At 56.6% G+C, this 14,063-nt stretch carries 8 protein-coding genes and 1 tRNA gene; 5 read left to right on the forward strand and 4 right to left on the reverse strand.

Going from position 1 to position 14,063, the window contains the following annotated elements; translation table 11 throughout:
• Positions 1-261: 261 nt before the first annotated feature.
• Positions 262-348: transfer RNA gene (locus JXO50_06285), tRNA-Leu, on the reverse strand.
• A 151-nt stretch (positions 349-499) separates the two neighbouring features.
• Between JXO50_06285 and JXO50_06290 the strand changes: the two genes are divergently transcribed.
• Genes JXO50_06290 through JXO50_06305 form a run of 4 tightly spaced genes read left to right on the forward strand, consistent with a single transcriptional unit; the run spans position 500 to position 8,460 of the window.
• Entirely contained in the window at positions 500-3,238 is a 2,739-nt protein-coding gene (locus tag JXO50_06290; protein ID MBN2332697.1) for a PD-(D/E)XK nuclease family protein, read from the forward strand.
• The gene (locus JXO50_06295; GenBank protein ID MBN2332698.1) at positions 3,228-6,539 is read left to right on the forward strand and encodes a UvrD-helicase domain-containing protein; all 3,312 of its coding nucleotides are present in this window, start codon (positions 3,228-3,230) and stop codon (positions 6,537-6,539) included. The genes JXO50_06290 and JXO50_06295 overlap by 11 nt, the downstream gene beginning before the upstream one ends.
• Before the next feature lie 24 nt (positions 6,540-6,563).
• Positions 6,564-7,973: a diguanylate cyclase gene (locus tag JXO50_06300; GenBank protein MBN2332699.1), complete on the forward strand. Its 1,410-nt coding sequence runs from the start codon at positions 6,564-6,566 to the stop codon at positions 7,971-7,973.
• A 13-nt stretch (positions 7,974-7,986) separates the two neighbouring features.
• The gene (locus JXO50_06305; GenBank protein ID MBN2332700.1) at positions 7,987-8,460 is read left to right on the forward strand and encodes a tRNA (cytidine(34)-2'-O)-methyltransferase; all 474 of its coding nucleotides are present in this window, start codon (positions 7,987-7,989) and stop codon (positions 8,458-8,460) included.
• Here the strand turns inward: JXO50_06305 and JXO50_06310 are convergent.
• Positions 8,457-10,412: an ABC-F family ATP-binding cassette domain-containing protein gene (locus JXO50_06310; GenBank protein ID MBN2332701.1), complete on the reverse strand. Its 1,956-nt coding sequence runs from the start codon at positions 10,410-10,412 to the stop codon at positions 8,457-8,459. The two genes, JXO50_06305 and JXO50_06310, sit on opposite strands and share 4 nt — an antisense overlap.
• 144 nt (positions 10,413-10,556) lie before the next feature.
• Here JXO50_06310 and JXO50_06315 point away from each other — a divergent pair, with 144 nt between their 5' ends.
• Positions 10,557-11,276, forward strand: a complete 720-nt coding sequence (locus JXO50_06315; GenBank protein ID MBN2332702.1) for a septal ring lytic transglycosylase RlpA family protein — start codon at positions 10,557-10,559, stop codon at positions 11,274-11,276.
• A gap of 159 nt (positions 11,277-11,435) precedes the next feature.
• Here the strand turns inward: JXO50_06315 and JXO50_06320 are convergent, their stop codons facing one another.
• Both JXO50_06320 and JXO50_06325 read right to left on the reverse strand, forming a co-directional pair.
• Positions 11,436-12,671, reverse strand: a complete 1,236-nt coding sequence (locus JXO50_06320; GenBank protein ID MBN2332703.1) for a hypothetical protein — start codon at positions 12,669-12,671, stop codon at positions 11,436-11,438.
• A complete protein-coding gene (locus JXO50_06325; protein ID MBN2332704.1) occupies positions 12,672-13,793 on the reverse strand; it encodes an SPFH domain-containing protein in 1,122 nt (373 codons plus the stop codon).
• Between the last annotated feature and the right edge of the window lie 270 nt (positions 13,794-14,063).

The following is a 14,063-nucleotide window of genomic DNA, read 5'->3' on the forward strand; positions in this document are numbered from 1 at the left end:
ATCAGCTATCACCAAAGCGAATAAAAAATTCAATATACATTGATAATACTGTTTTACTGGGCTGTCAAACCCATTACATATAAAGTATTAACACGTTATACGTAAATTTATGAAACATCATTCAATCACAAAATTTCAAATCACATCGAGCAACAAAAACTTCTGAGAACCATTTTTCCCCTGTTTAACCTCTACTAAACAAAAAAAGCCCTGATTTCTCAGGGCTTCAAAGATGATACTGGATAGTATCGGAATATGCGATGGTGCCGGAGGTCGGAATCGAACCGACACGGGGTTGCCCCCGCGGGATTTTGAGTCCCGTGCGTCTACCAGTTTCACCACTCCGGCGGCTGTTTTGCTCCGCTGGTATTAGCAATAAAATAGCGCCCATGTCAAGGAGCTTTTCACCCTTCCCCTGCCTACTATGGGTGTGGATTGTTGACTTTCACCGGCCCGTACCGTATGATGCCGGCAACTCTCACCTGTTGCAGGATGACGCATGGGGATTCTCTCTTATCTGGTTGCCCACTTCCGACAAATCCCCGTAGCCCAGCGGCCGGAGCACCTGCTGCTGCTGCCCACCAAAAATCTTCTTGAACAGTTCCAGTTCAGACTCACCAAGGCCTGCGGAACCACCCTGCTGCCCTACTGCTACACCCTGGCAACCTTTATCCAGGACTACGGCCAGATCTACATCTCGCCACTTCCCGGAGCCGGCAGGCTGGCATTGCTGCACCAGATAACCGCCGGCAAATCCTTTGCCCATTTTGCCCCTGGCAGTGAAAAGGCCCTGCTTTCCCTCTGGGATGACTTTGTCCTCGCCGGGCACATTGGCAGCGCCGAAGAGATGCTCTCCGGCAGCTTTCTCAGCCGGATCAGGAAAAAACTGGCCCCAACCTTAACCCGCTCCGCCACCTACCAGTCCTACATGGCAGACTACCTGGAGGAGTTCAACGAGATTTTCTGCCATTACCTCACCCTGCTGGCGGCAAAAAACCTCCACGACCCGCAGTTGATCAGCCGCCGTCAAATCCAGCGCACCATCAGCCAGCTGCCGATGATCACCAGCCGGCTGCAGTGCAGTGTCGCCGACCTTTACGATGCCCCGCCGGTACAGATGGACCTTCTGCGTCACCTGGCAAAGGCCGGAGCCCGGTTTCTGTTCAGCGGCTACCGATTTACTGACCGCGGTATGCTGCCCCAGCTTATGAGCCACCTAAAGTCTGAACAAATCATTTGGTGCAGTCCGCCGGCAAAAAGGCTCCTTCAGCGGGCGGCATCGCCGCAACAACCAAGCAGCAAAGAACCGCCAACCGATCCGATCGTCGGCCGGGTTTTCCCGTCGATCGCGGCCGAATGCTCCTATGTCATTCATCGGGCGCTGGCCCTGGTGAGTAGCGGAATGCCGCCCGAAGAGATCACCATTGTCATTGCCGATCAACACCACTACAAGGAAATTTTTTACAGCCTCCTCCATGCCCTGCCCACCGACCGGCTGCCCATGGAGATTTTTTCCTTCAACCTCAAACGGCAGATCTCGGCAACGGCAATGACCATTTTCATTGAAGCGCTGCTGAGGCTGGCAGGGGGAGCACCCCTTTCGACGCAGCTGCTCTTGGAAGTTATTGAATCACCCTACTTTGCCCTGTTTTTCCCGAATCGGGAAAGCGGAGGCGAAACCATCGAAACCGGCAAAAAACTTCTGCGGCAGGAACTGGCCGATCAAACGATCACGACCATCAATGATCTTGACATCCTGGGAAAACGGGAGAAAGACCCGCAGCTGCAGCAGGGGATCACGGCGCTGAAAGCAGCCCAGAGCGTATTCCCACCCCGGGCATCCCTGGCGCACTACGTGAAAACCATCACCGACTTGATTGACCAAAGCACCGGCCTGCTGAGCAATCTCTATGAAAACGCCGGCCGGGAGCAGCTGGCCACAATCGCCGCCGATCTGCAGCAGCTCGGCATCGAAACCATACACACGCCGGCCTCTTTCCATGCTTTTTTCCGTACCATTATGGCAGAAGAAGAAACGGGGCTCGACTACGACTACCTTTCCGGCATCCAGGTTCTCGACCCCCGCGACGCCAAAGGTATCGCCACCCAGGCACTGTTTCTGATCGGCAACTCCTCACGTTCTTTTCTCGGCCGCCACCGGCACCGCTGCCGGTTCACCGGCCGCCAGCAGGACATGCTGTCCTTCGTCAGCCCCGCCCAGGAGGAGATCCTGCAGCGATTTACTGTTTTCTCCCTGGCAAACAACTGCCGGCAGACCTGGCTGACCAGGGCACTGGAAATTGACGGCAGGATCAAAGAGGCCAGCATTTTTGTCAAAGAACTGACCTGGGCCGGCATGGAAACCCTGATGCCGGACGTTGAACTGGTCTGGAGGACAGGCCGCAGCGAAAGAAGTGCAGGAAAAACGAAAATAACGGCTGACAGCACCAACCTGATCCCCATCAAACAGCTGCCAAAGCGGCTCAGCGGTCACCAAGCCACCAGTTTGTTTCAATGCCCGGCCCGCTACCTTTTCGACGGCCTCAAGCTGAACGCCCCGACCCTGCGGGACCAGCGCCTCGACCCGCTGGGCGAAGGCGCCATCCTCCACCGGATTACCGAAGAACTGGGAAAATGCAGCCCGCAGCCGGCCACCAAAGCGGCGATCCTGGCCCGAATCCGTGACATAAGCCAAGCGATGGAAATCACCTGGGAGGAAAGGATGCTTTTTTCCTTTCTCGAAAAAAGCGGCGCCTGGGACCGACTGGCGGATTTCCTGCTGGCAAGCGGCAGCTGTCTGGCGGTTGAGGAGTGGGTTGCTGCCGACCTGAGCGTGCTTGCCGGCCAGCCGCTGCAGGGGGTGGGCAAAATTGACCGCCGCGATCACGGCCCCGGCGGCGTACGGCTGGTGGACTACAAACGCAACCAGATTCCCTCCGCCAAGGCCGTCACCTCGTTTGCCGACGTTCAGCTGCTGTTTTATGCCCTGTTGAAATCCCTGCAGGGCGAAACGATCGACCGGGTTGCCTACTATTCCATCCGCAAACGGCGGGCCAACTGCACCGAAGTGGAAGCCGCACCCCTGCTGTCAGCGTTCAGCACCATCCTCAAACAGCAGCTTGACGGCATTCCGGCAGCCGGCGGCTACCGGAAAAACATCTCCCGAACCTGCGTTCGCTGTCCCTACCAGGAAATCTGTCTTGATGAAACCCAGCTGAGGCTGTTCAATGAAAACTGAACCGTTCAATCCCTATGTTTCATTTACCATTTCGGCGGCCGCCGGCAGCGGCAAAACCTACCAGCTGGCCGGCCGTTACCTGCACCTGGTGGCCGCCGGCGCCCGGCTGGAAGAGATTGTCTGCTGCACCTTTACCAATAAAGCTGCCGAGGAGATGAAAAACCGGATCATCGATAACGCCCTGCAGCTGCTTGCCGACCCCGAAGCCCAACAGCTGTTTGATGCGCAGATGAACCGGTGGGCCGCGGCGGCAGAGATCGCCGTCGGCTATCCCCGGACAGCCGCCCAAACGGCAGGCATGATTCTCGAAAGCAGTGAAACCATCCAGGTGGTCACCATCGACGCCTTTTTTTCATCTCTTGCCCGCCAATACGCCCCGGAACTCGGCCTGCCGCCGGAGGCTGAGATTGCCGATGCCCTCACCGTTGAAGATCTTAAACAGGAGGTATGGCAAGAGTTGAGCCGGGTCATCTATCACACCCCCGGCCTGCAGCAGGACTATGAAGCCTATCTCCAGGCAACCACCGGCCGCGGCGGCCACCTCTGCCGCCACTATATTGAACAACTGCACCAGCAGCGTTCGGAACTGCAGGCCTACGGCTGCACCATAACCGAAGCGCTGGACAAGCTGCTGCTGGAAGAGCCATCGATCGACGCCGTCAGGCAGCAGTTTTATCTGGCGGCCATCGCGGTGCTCACCACCTTTGGCGATGATCCGGCCTTTTTGCCCTACCGGGAAACCTTTGCCGAACCATTGGCGGCGGCAATTGCGTCGTTGCGGCACGATCAGCCGCTGCCGGAGATCGCCGCGGGCCTCATCCAGGCCGGGCTGCTCACCACCATCGATTTCAGCAGCTACCACTGTCCCGACCGTTTCAGCCTCAGCAAGGGCCGCCTGCGGCGGGCGGAGATCAAGGCGCTGATCGACGAATGCAATCTGGAGCTGGCCAACGCCTTGCGACCCTACCGCCAGGCACTGCTGATCCCGATCTACAACCGCACCCTCCGGCTGATCAGCACGTTGTACGACATCTACGCAACTCGCTATAAAAAGCTGAAACAACGGCTGAAACTGTTGGAATTCAGTGATCTGGGACCGGCAGCCATGGAGTTATGGTCCGCTCCGGCTTGGGAAGGCATCCGCTTTCACCTGCTCTCCGGCATCCGGCACCTGCTCCTGGATGAATTCCAGGACACCTCGCGGCTCCAGTGGGATGTTTTCCGGCATCTGTTAAACGAGGCGATGCTGACCGGCGAAAGCATTTTCGCCGATTTTTCCCTTTTTCTGGTGGGCGATGAAAAACAATCCATCTATGCTTTTCGCAATGCTGACTACCGGGTTCTCGCTGATGCCGAAAAAGCCGCCAGCCACCATCCCCGGGCAATCAGCCACCCGTTGAATGATTCATTCCGCTCATCCACCCTGCTCCTAGATTTTATCAATCGACTTTTTGCCACCGTCAATCAGCACCATCCCGACACCATCCCCTTCACCCCCCACAACCGCCACCCCGACACCTGGCCGCTCACCGGCGGTTCACTGACCCTTTACCATCCCTGCAGGGGCACTGATGACGAAGAGTTGCCGACCAGCGGGATCAGTGAGGAAGCGCTGTTCGTGGCCGATACAATCAATCGGCTGCTTGCCGACCACCGGCCGCTGGTCCGCGAGGCGATCAACGGCACCATCGTCCAGCGTCGCATAACCCCGGGAGATATCACCATCCTCTACCGCAAACGGCAGGGAATTAACCGGCTGCTGCATGAACTAACCAGCCGGCAGATTCCGGCAGTCAGGGAGGATGAAGGGGGATTTTTCCAGCAGCCCGAAATCAGAGACTGCATGGCGCTCATTTCCCTGATGGCGGACCCTGCCGATGACCTGGCGCTTTTACGGCTTTTACACTCCCCCTTGAACCGCCAGCCAGTAGCACTCACGTATGAGCTCATGGAACACCGCCTGGCCGCCGACGGCACCAGCCTGCTCCACGATTACCTGGCAACCGGCGAAAAATCAGCCCTTGCCCGGGCCCTGACCAGCACTGTCCTCAAAAATCAGGGATTGCCCCTTGGCCAACGGGTGGCCCTGTTTCAGGAAATTACCGCCGCCAGGCAATGCTACCAACGCCACAGCAATGACCGGCGGCCGGCCGCCAACCTGGACCGCTTTCTGTCACTGATCGCCAGCAGCGACTACCACTCCGCCATCGAAGCCCGCGTTCACCTGCAGAAGCTGCAGCATGCCGACGATCTCAGCGGCTCCCTAGGGGAACAACAGCATGCCGTCCGGTTGATGACCATTCATCGAGCCAAAGGCTTGCAGAATCATGTCATCTTCCTCTTCAATACTGCCGCCGGGATGAGGACCGACAATGGGATGGTCATCAACCGGGGGCTTTCCCGCGATCAGTTCCCTCTGCTTTTTCTGCCCCAAGCCAAAGAAGATCTGCCGCCGGTTGACTTTCTGGAGGAGATGCAGCAGATCAACCTCCAGGAAAATTTCCGTGAAGAGATGCGGGTGCTCTATGTGGCCCTGACCAGGGCCACCCAGCATCTGTTCATCACCAGCAACGGCAAGGAAGACACTGAACAGCCGGAAATACTCCAGTTCATGGCAGCATCGTTGGCCGCCATGGGCGCCGCAACCGTCGACCTCTGGGGTGAGCCATGCCTGGCCGGCATGGCGGCTCCCCACCCCCAGCCGGCCGCCGCCATGGAACCTGCCGCCCGCTCCGGCAGTAACAGAGAAAGGCTCTCTCTTGACCCGGAGGTTCTCCGATCATTCCGCCGTCTCGGTCGCCGGACACCAAGCGGCGAACCGGCAGTGCCGCCGCCAATCGAAACCGGGCAGGCGTCCGGCTCCGACCGCCTCCTCGGGTTGATCGTCCACCGGGTTCTGGAGGAGGAGTTGAAGGGACTGACGCCGTCACTGTCGGCAATCTGTCAGGCCTGGGCACCGGCCGACCAGCGGGAAGCATACCGGGAAAAGGCCGCTATAATGCTGACCCGGATCCGCCAACATCACGACTATCTGCAGCTGAAAGAACAACCAGCGGCAGCGGAAGTGTCTGTTAGCAGCCTGGATAGTAGCGGCCGCTATCTCCTGGGCCGCCTTGATGTGCTGCTGGCCGATGGGCAGCAGGCCGTCGCGCTGGATTTCAAAACCGGCGGCACCGATCAGGCGCAGCTGATCATCTATCGGGATTTGCTGGCTGAAATCTTTCCCCAAGGTAGGGTTGCCGTGCTGCAGGCAAAAGAAAATGCTAAAGAAACGCAAAAACCTTTCGAGATAAAGTGGTAATGCACATTATGGAAAGGAACAACAGTGGCAGAAAGCAGAGAAACAGATTTTTTACTGCAGCGATTTCAGGAGTTGCAGTGTCTCTATGGCATTCACCTCCTGATTGGCAGCAGTGAGTCATCGTTGGAAACTGTTATCCAGCAGGCGGCGGCCATCATCCCCTCCGCCTGGGACAGCCAGACGATTGCCGGTTGCCGCGTTCATCTGGCATCCCACGATTGCATGGTCCTGCACGGAGAGCCAACACCCCATAAGGAAAGCTGCACCTTTCCCGATGCTCACACCACCAAAGGCATCGTTGAGGTGTATTATGCCGAAGAAAAGGGAGGTAACGGCCGCACCTCGCTGTTGCCGGAAATTGCCGGGCATCTGGCCCGGATGATCGACCAGAAACAGCTGAACCAAACAATCAAGCAGATAAACGATGAGCTGGTGGAAACCAACCAGCAGCTGGAAGCGGCCATCGAACATGCCAACATGATGGCCATTGAAGCGGAGATCACCAACATAGAGCTGACCCAGATATTCAACACCTCCGCCGACAGCATGTGGGTGGTCGGCACCGACTTCAAGATTCTACGGGTCAACAATAAATTGCAGCAACTGATCGGTCTGCAGGAACAGGAAATTGTCGGCCGGCACTGTGATTCTTTACTCTCGCACTCCATCTGCCGAGGGGACGAATGCCCGTTGCAGCGGATAAAGAAGGGCGCAAAAGCCATTGAATACGATCTTGAAGCATTTGCAAAACCGGAAGCGGTTCCCTGCATTATGACTGCCACCCCCTTAAAGGGCCTTGATCAGGAACTAATCGGTATTGTCGTCGGCTTCAAAGATATCACTGACCGCAAAAAAGCGGAAAAAGACCTGCAGCAGGCTAATGAAAAATTGCAGCAGCTGGTCACCATTGACGGCCTGACAAAAATCGCCAATCGCCGCCGTTTTGATGAATATCTACTGCATGAGTGGCAGCGCCTCAAGCGCGACCGGCTTCCCCTGTCACTGATCATGGTGGATATCGACTTTTTCAAACTTTACAATGACACCTATGGCCATCAGGCAGGCGATGAATGCCTGCAGACGGTTGCCAAGGTCATTGAGCAGCAGGCCAAGCGGCCCGCCGACCTGGCGGCCCGTTATGGCGGCGAAGAATTTGCCATTATTCTGCCCAACACCGATGCAAAGGGAGCCTGTCAGCTGGCTGAACAGATCCTGCAGGCAGTTGAAAACCTGCAGCTGACACATTACGGTTCACCGGTAAACTCCCATGTCACCATCAGCCTGGGAATCTCGACCGCTGTACCCCATGCCGACTATACCCCCACCCAGCTGGTTGCCTGTGCCGACCACGGACTCTATAAGGCAAAGGAAGGGGGACGAAACCGGATAGCATTCCAGGAATTTGACCGCTCCTGCACCCATAAACTACCCTGACCAGCCATCGTTCATGCGCACCCTGCCGCCCTTTCATATCGTTCTGGTGGAACCGGAAATCCCCCCCAACACCGGCAATATCGCCCGTCTCTGCGCCGCTACCGGCACCATTCTGCACTTGGTGGGCAAACTGGGATTTTCCCTTGACAACCGGGACCTGAAACGGGCCGGGCTTGATTACTGGTCGGCGGTAACCGTCAATCGCTGGCAGGATCTGGCAACCTTGCAGGCACATTACCCGGCCGGGCGCTTCTGGTACACGTCAAAAAAGTCGGCGACAACCTACGTGAACGCTGATTTTAAAGCAGGGGATTTGCTGGTATTCGGCAAGGAGACCATGGGGCTGCCGGAAACCCTGCTGGCGGCCAATAGATCCCGGGCGATCACCATTCCCATGACCGGCAACGCCGTGCGCAGCCTTAACCTGTCAACCGCTGCCGGCGTTATTCTCTATGAGGCATTGCGTCAGACCGGCCAGCTGGATTAGGGCAGGAGATTAAAATCTTTCTTCAGCGTTTCGATGTCCAGGTTTACAGTTTCCCACTGATTATAACAATCGGCCAGGCGGCCTTCCAGCTGCTGTTTCTGCTCATCCTGACGTCTGACCTCGTCGGCGGCGGTTGTCTGAAAAAACCGGGGGTCGGCAAAAAGGATTTCAATTGTGGCAATCTCCGCCTCCAGCCGGGCAATCTCCGCCTCCAGCTGGCGGCTTTGCTCCACCAGCGGTTTGGCGGCTTTATGATAAGCCTGACGGCTGGCGGCATTTTTTTTCTTTTGCTGTTTTGTTTCCCGATAATCGGCTGGTTTGGCTGCCGCCACCGGCCTGGCAGCCAGATCAACCTGGGCCGCCAGATGATCAGTCCCCACCTTTTCAAGAAACTCCTGATAATTACCGTCAAACATCTCCATCTGCTTGGGACGCAGTTCCAGAATTCTGGTTGCCACCCGATCAACAAGATAACGATTGTGGCTGACCAGCAACACCGTACCGTCAAACGCCTCAAGAGCGCGGATAAAGGATTCGATCGACTCCATATCCAGATGGTTGCTCGGTTCATCCAAAACCAGGACGTTGCCGTGCTGCAGCACCAACTTGGCAAGCACCAGACGGGCCGCCTCGCCCCCGGACAGCGCCTCGGTGCGCTTATGGACGTCATCACCGGAGAAAAGAAAATTACCCAACACCCCCCGAATAGTGCCGATGGTAGCTCCGGGATCAACACTGTAGAGAAACTCATAGGCAGTCGTATTGCCGGCAATCACCTCCCGGTGGTCCTGGGAAAAGTAGTCCGGATAGGTTTTATACCCCCAGCTGTAGGTTCCACCGTCAGCCTGCAGCTGACCCATGAGAATTTTCAGCAGGGTTGATTTCCCCACCCCGTTGGGACCCAGGATGGCAATCTTATCATTGCGGTAGACGGTAAAACTGACATTATCAAGTACCATCAGATCACCAAAGGATTTCTGCAGGCCCTCCACTTCCAGCACCACTTTCCCCGGTGGCCTTCGGGAGGTAAAGGCAATAAGCGGATAGGCCCGGGAACTGTAGACCGGCGCTTCAATCGCTTTTTCCAGCCGCTCTATCTGTTTCACTTTACTCTGTGCCTGGCGAGCTTTGCTCGCCTTACCTTTAAAGCGGGTGACAAACTGCTGCAGATCATCAATCCGTTTCTCCGCCTTGGCCGCCTCCTGCTGACGCATGAGATCATCTTGGGCTTTGGCAGCCAGAAATTGATCGTAATTACCGGGGTACAGCTTGATGGTGCCATAGTCGATATCAGCAATATGGGTGCAAACATTATTCAGAAAGCGCCGGTCATGGGAAACAACCAGCACGACACCGGCATAGGAGCAGAGATACTCTTCCAACCAATGGATGGAAAAAATATCCAGATGGTTGGTTGGCTCATCCAATAACAGGACATCCGGCTGACCAAAGAGGCACTGAGCCAACAACACCCTGAGTTTATAGCCTCCGGACAGCACCCGCATGGGCTGCTGGTGCTTCACCGCCGGAATCCCCAGGCCTTCCAGCATGGCGGCGATCCTGCTCTCAGCCAGGTAGCCGTCATAATGGGCAATAATCTCTTCCAGCTCAATCAAGCGGGCCGGCGATGGCTCTGTCTGCTGCAGCAACTGCTCCTTTTCCTCCAGGGCGGCTGCCAACACCGGCTGTCCCTGGAGAACGGTGGCCATAATCGTGGTGTCCTCAAATGCGAAATGGTCCTGATTGACGGTGCCGACGCTCACTTTGCCGGGCACCGTAATCTCCCCGTGGTCGGCCGCTTCCCGACCACTGATCAAACGCAGCAGGGTTGACTTGCCGGCTCCGTTGGCCCCGACAATGCCATAGCGCTTGCCGGGGTCAAAGCGCAGGTTGACCTTGGAGAAAAGGTATCCGCCACCGTATTGTTTGCTTAGTTCGGTAATACTGATCATCGTCCGCTAAAAACCTGTGAAAAAGAGAAAACAATCAATGTTTCCAGACTGCTGGACAGCAGCAAGGCTGTTGTGGTAACCTGCCATAGCAGAATGTCCGGAGAATGGCAAGGCACATTAAAACAGCAGGGGAAGAACGTACCAATGAAGCCACGAGGGAAAAACCAGGCATGCGGGTTTTGCCGCCGATCACGCTCTCACCGGCCGGCATACCTGGGGATTGCCGCCGGCCTGTTGCTAGTCATCCTGCTGTGGGTAGCCTGCAGCCCGGTAAGGACCACCTATCAGGTTACCAAAGGAACGGTGAAAACAACTTGGAAAGCTCTTGATCTGGCCACTGACCTCACTGGCGGCACCGTCAGAACCGTCTACAAGATCGGCAAATTCACCTTCGATGTGGTTATGGCTCCGGACTACTGGCCCATGACCCAGGACCTGGAAACTATTGACGGACTCTCACCGAAAGAAGCCATTCGTCAGGGACGGGTAAAAAACTCGCCCTATAGCATTCACGGCCAACGGTATGCGCCCATGTCGGTTGCTGCGTCCCAGACCTACTGCGAGGAAGGGGTCGCTTCCTGGTATGGCTATGAAACCAGGCGACAGAAAGGTGGCCATATGACTGCCAACGGGGAAGCCTTCGACCCCCTCAAGCCGACTGCCGCCCATAAACTGCTGCCGCTGCCCATCCATGTCCGGGTTACCAATCTGGAAAATGGCCGGTCAATGATTGTCCGGGTCAATGATCGTGGACCCTTTGTCGCCGGTCGCATCATTGACCTCAGTGCCGGAGCCAGCAGAGAGCTGGGGTTTTATGATCAAGGCACCGCCCGGGTAAGGGTTGAAACCGTAGAACTCAACTGACACTACGTTACCATCGGCTGCTTCACATGCTTCGCATGGCAACCTCTCTGGTTCTGTAGACGTCCGCAGTAAACAAAGAGTTTACCTGACGAAACTGTTACTAAGGATATGCGGACAACAAAACCGAACCGGAAAGGCGGAAGAAGATCGAAGAGGCCGTTACAGCTGGCGACCCCAGCGGAAGGCATTGCGATGAACGGCACCCCCGCCGGAAGGCGCGACAAAATCCTGCCCCTGGGCGGCAAACGGCTGGAAAATGAGGACAGCATCCTGCAAGGTGATTTTCAGGTGGGGCAGCAGCGGAAAAATCCGTTTTTTAGGCATAATCATCGTCGCCAGCAGAACAGTCAGGCTCTCCAATGCCTCAGCCAACGGCAAGGTAACCGGATAAAAACGCCGGGAACCAACACGGCGCTCCGGCTCATCAACTATCTGCTTGATGGTCATCTGTCTGGCAAGACGTAAAAACAGTTGAGGCCGGATCTTGAACGCCGGCAGCCAAAAACAAAGCCGGCGTTCATTCCAGGCAGGAGCAGCAACTTTCGGGATGTTTGCCTGGCGAATCAGATCAGCGTAAGAGGTCAGCTCCAGACCGTCAACAGCCACTTCCAGACGCCAGAAAGGCACCTGCAGCAGCTCTCCCTTGGCCACCGTGGGAGAAACACCCCAGGCCATCGACCGGAGGCCGGCTGGCGACGCAGTCCAGGCAGTATCACAATGGGAACAAAGGAGTACCAGGCTCTCACGATCACCCTCAAGATCCCAGCCGCAGGCGGGACAGAGTGCCGGCACAAAGGAATGCTGCCAGGATGGTCCCCGGGATTCACTATGTTGCAAGATTCCCTCGGCAGCCGTCATCCCGGTCAGGATTGTACCGTCAATGGCATCACGAAAACCATCAGCAGACTGGCCGATAGGGGCATAGATCAGGGAAGAAACCTCACCGATAAAGGCGGCGTATTCGCCAGCCGGCAACCCGCCGGGCAGCCGTCCGGCAGTCAAGTCGCTCACCACGGTTGACAGGGATTTCTGCACTGCCAGCCATGATCCCGGCAGCTCCGGGGTCGCAAAAAGCAGAGACAAAGCCTGCGGTCGGAACCCCAGGCTCTGGGGCAGGGCGCTGCAGGAAAAAGCCGGGAGACTGGTATCCAGCAGGCGGTGGTCTATCTGCTCGGCACGGGCAGCAAAGGAGATCCCCTTCAGCCGCCAATAGGGGACATAAAAAATTTCACCCTGATGGGAGTGTGAAGGAGGAATGTAATAGTGACAAGGTCCCGCAGCTGCAAGATAGAGGCGGACTCGGCAATAGGGACAGGCAAACAGGCGGTCCGTTTCTTCCAGCGTTACCGGTGCTCCGCACTGGGGACACTGGTGTGCCACCTGCCAGCTGTTCATCTACAACTTCTCTCCGCACTGGTTGCAAAAATGGGCTGCCGGCAGATTTTCAGTACCACAGCCGGGGCAGACAACTGCCTGCGGTTTTTCTTCCACCGCGGTACCGCAGCGGGGACAGAACCTGGCATTGGGCGGCAGGTTTTTACCGCAGCCGCTGCACTGGCTGATAATCAGCAGCTGATGGCCGCAAGCGGGACAGAAGCGGGCGTCGTTAGCTACCGGTTCATGACATTCGGGACAGCGATTTTCCACCACTGCCGCCGGGGAACCGTTGCCGGCCGCGCCAAAATTGGCAAACATAGCCGGCATCATCAATCCCAGGCCGACACCCATCCCGGAACCGACATCGCTTCCCGATTCAGGCATCTTCTCCATGGCCATGGCGGTTTTCATCTGCATCAGGCGGTTCATATCATCAAACATGGTCAGACGGCCATGGTCATCAATCGCCTGCTGCACCTCGGGCGGCGGTGTTATGGCGGTGATATAAAGGGCGGTCAACCCGAGGCCAAAGCGGCTGAAATCATCATCAAGACGCTGGCGCAAGGTTGCCGACAATGATTCATAGCAACCCGGCAGATCAAGAATGCTGTCCAATTCCTCCCCCAACAGATCATTAAAGCGGGAGACAATAACCCGGCTCAGGTACTCCTCGATACTCTCGGTGGCATACACTCCCTGGGTCCCCACCAGACGGTTGATAAACAACAGCGGCTGGAGAACCTGAAGATTAAAAACGCCGAAAGCCCGCAGGCGAACCAGGCCAAGGCGGGCATCCTTGAAGGCCACCGGATCGTGAGTCCCCCACTTGAGGTTGGGAAACACCTTCATATTGACGAAATAAACCTCGGCTCGCAGGGGACTGCTGAATCCCCATGGCAGACTCAGCACCTTGGTCAAAACCGGCAGGTTGTGGGTTGACAGGGTATGACGGCCGGCGCCTACCGCATCATAGGCTTTGCCCTGGTAAAAAAACACCGCCGCCTGACTGTCACGCACGATCAGCTGGGCGCCGAATTTCAATTCGCCGGAACCATGTTCAGGGATCCGGTGCACCAGCTCCTGACCACTTTCATCAAACCATTCAATAACTTCCAGAAAAACCAGATTATCAGTCCCCATGTCGCCCCCTATCACTAGTTATGTTCGGTGCTGCCCGCCGGCATGGAGCTTATTTCGGCTGAAAAGCCGTTTTTGTTTACCGGAAAATTCGGGCGCCGGGAGATTGTCAGCCAGGGTTATCACCCCGGCGACCGGCCGAACGTTACGAACTGCTGCCCGGGACATCGTCATGGGTCAACAACCGGAAAACAGAAAGGCAGGCTGAGGGGGCAAAGAAAAAGCAGCACAATAAAGGGGAGGGACAGCAAAGAAAGCACCGATGAAGAAAAC

The sequence above is a fragment of the Candidatus Anaeroferrophillus wilburensis genome (assembly GCA_016934315.1).
Lineage (GTDB): Bacteria > Desulfobacterota > Anaeroferrophillalia > Anaeroferrophillales > Anaeroferrophillaceae > Anaeroferrophillus > Anaeroferrophillus wilburensis.

Bases quoted from the DNA above. Each gene is read 5' to 3' on its own strand.
- JXO50_06325 (MBN2332704.1), bottom strand. From the start codon at position 13,793: ATGGGGACTGATAATCTGGTTTTTCTGGAAGTTATTGAATGGTTTGAT.
- JXO50_06315 (MBN2332702.1), top strand. From the start codon at position 10,557: ATGAAGCCACGAGGGAAAAACCAGGCATGCGGGTTTTGCCGCCGATCA.
- JXO50_06310 (MBN2332701.1), bottom strand. From the start codon at position 10,412: ATGATCAGTATTACCGAACTAAGCAAACAATACGGTGGCGGATACCTT.
- JXO50_06290 (MBN2332697.1), top strand. From the start codon at position 500: ATGGGGATTCTCTCTTATCTGGTTGCCCACTTCCGACAAATCCCCGTA.
- JXO50_06320 (MBN2332703.1), bottom strand. From the start codon at position 12,671: ATGAACAGCTGGCAGGTGGCACACCAGTGTCCCCAGTGCGGAGCACCG.
- JXO50_06305 (MBN2332700.1), top strand. From the start codon at position 7,987: ATGCGCACCCTGCCGCCCTTTCATATCGTTCTGGTGGAACCGGAAATC.
- JXO50_06295 (MBN2332698.1), top strand. From the start codon at position 3,228: ATGAAAACTGAACCGTTCAATCCCTATGTTTCATTTACCATTTCGGCG.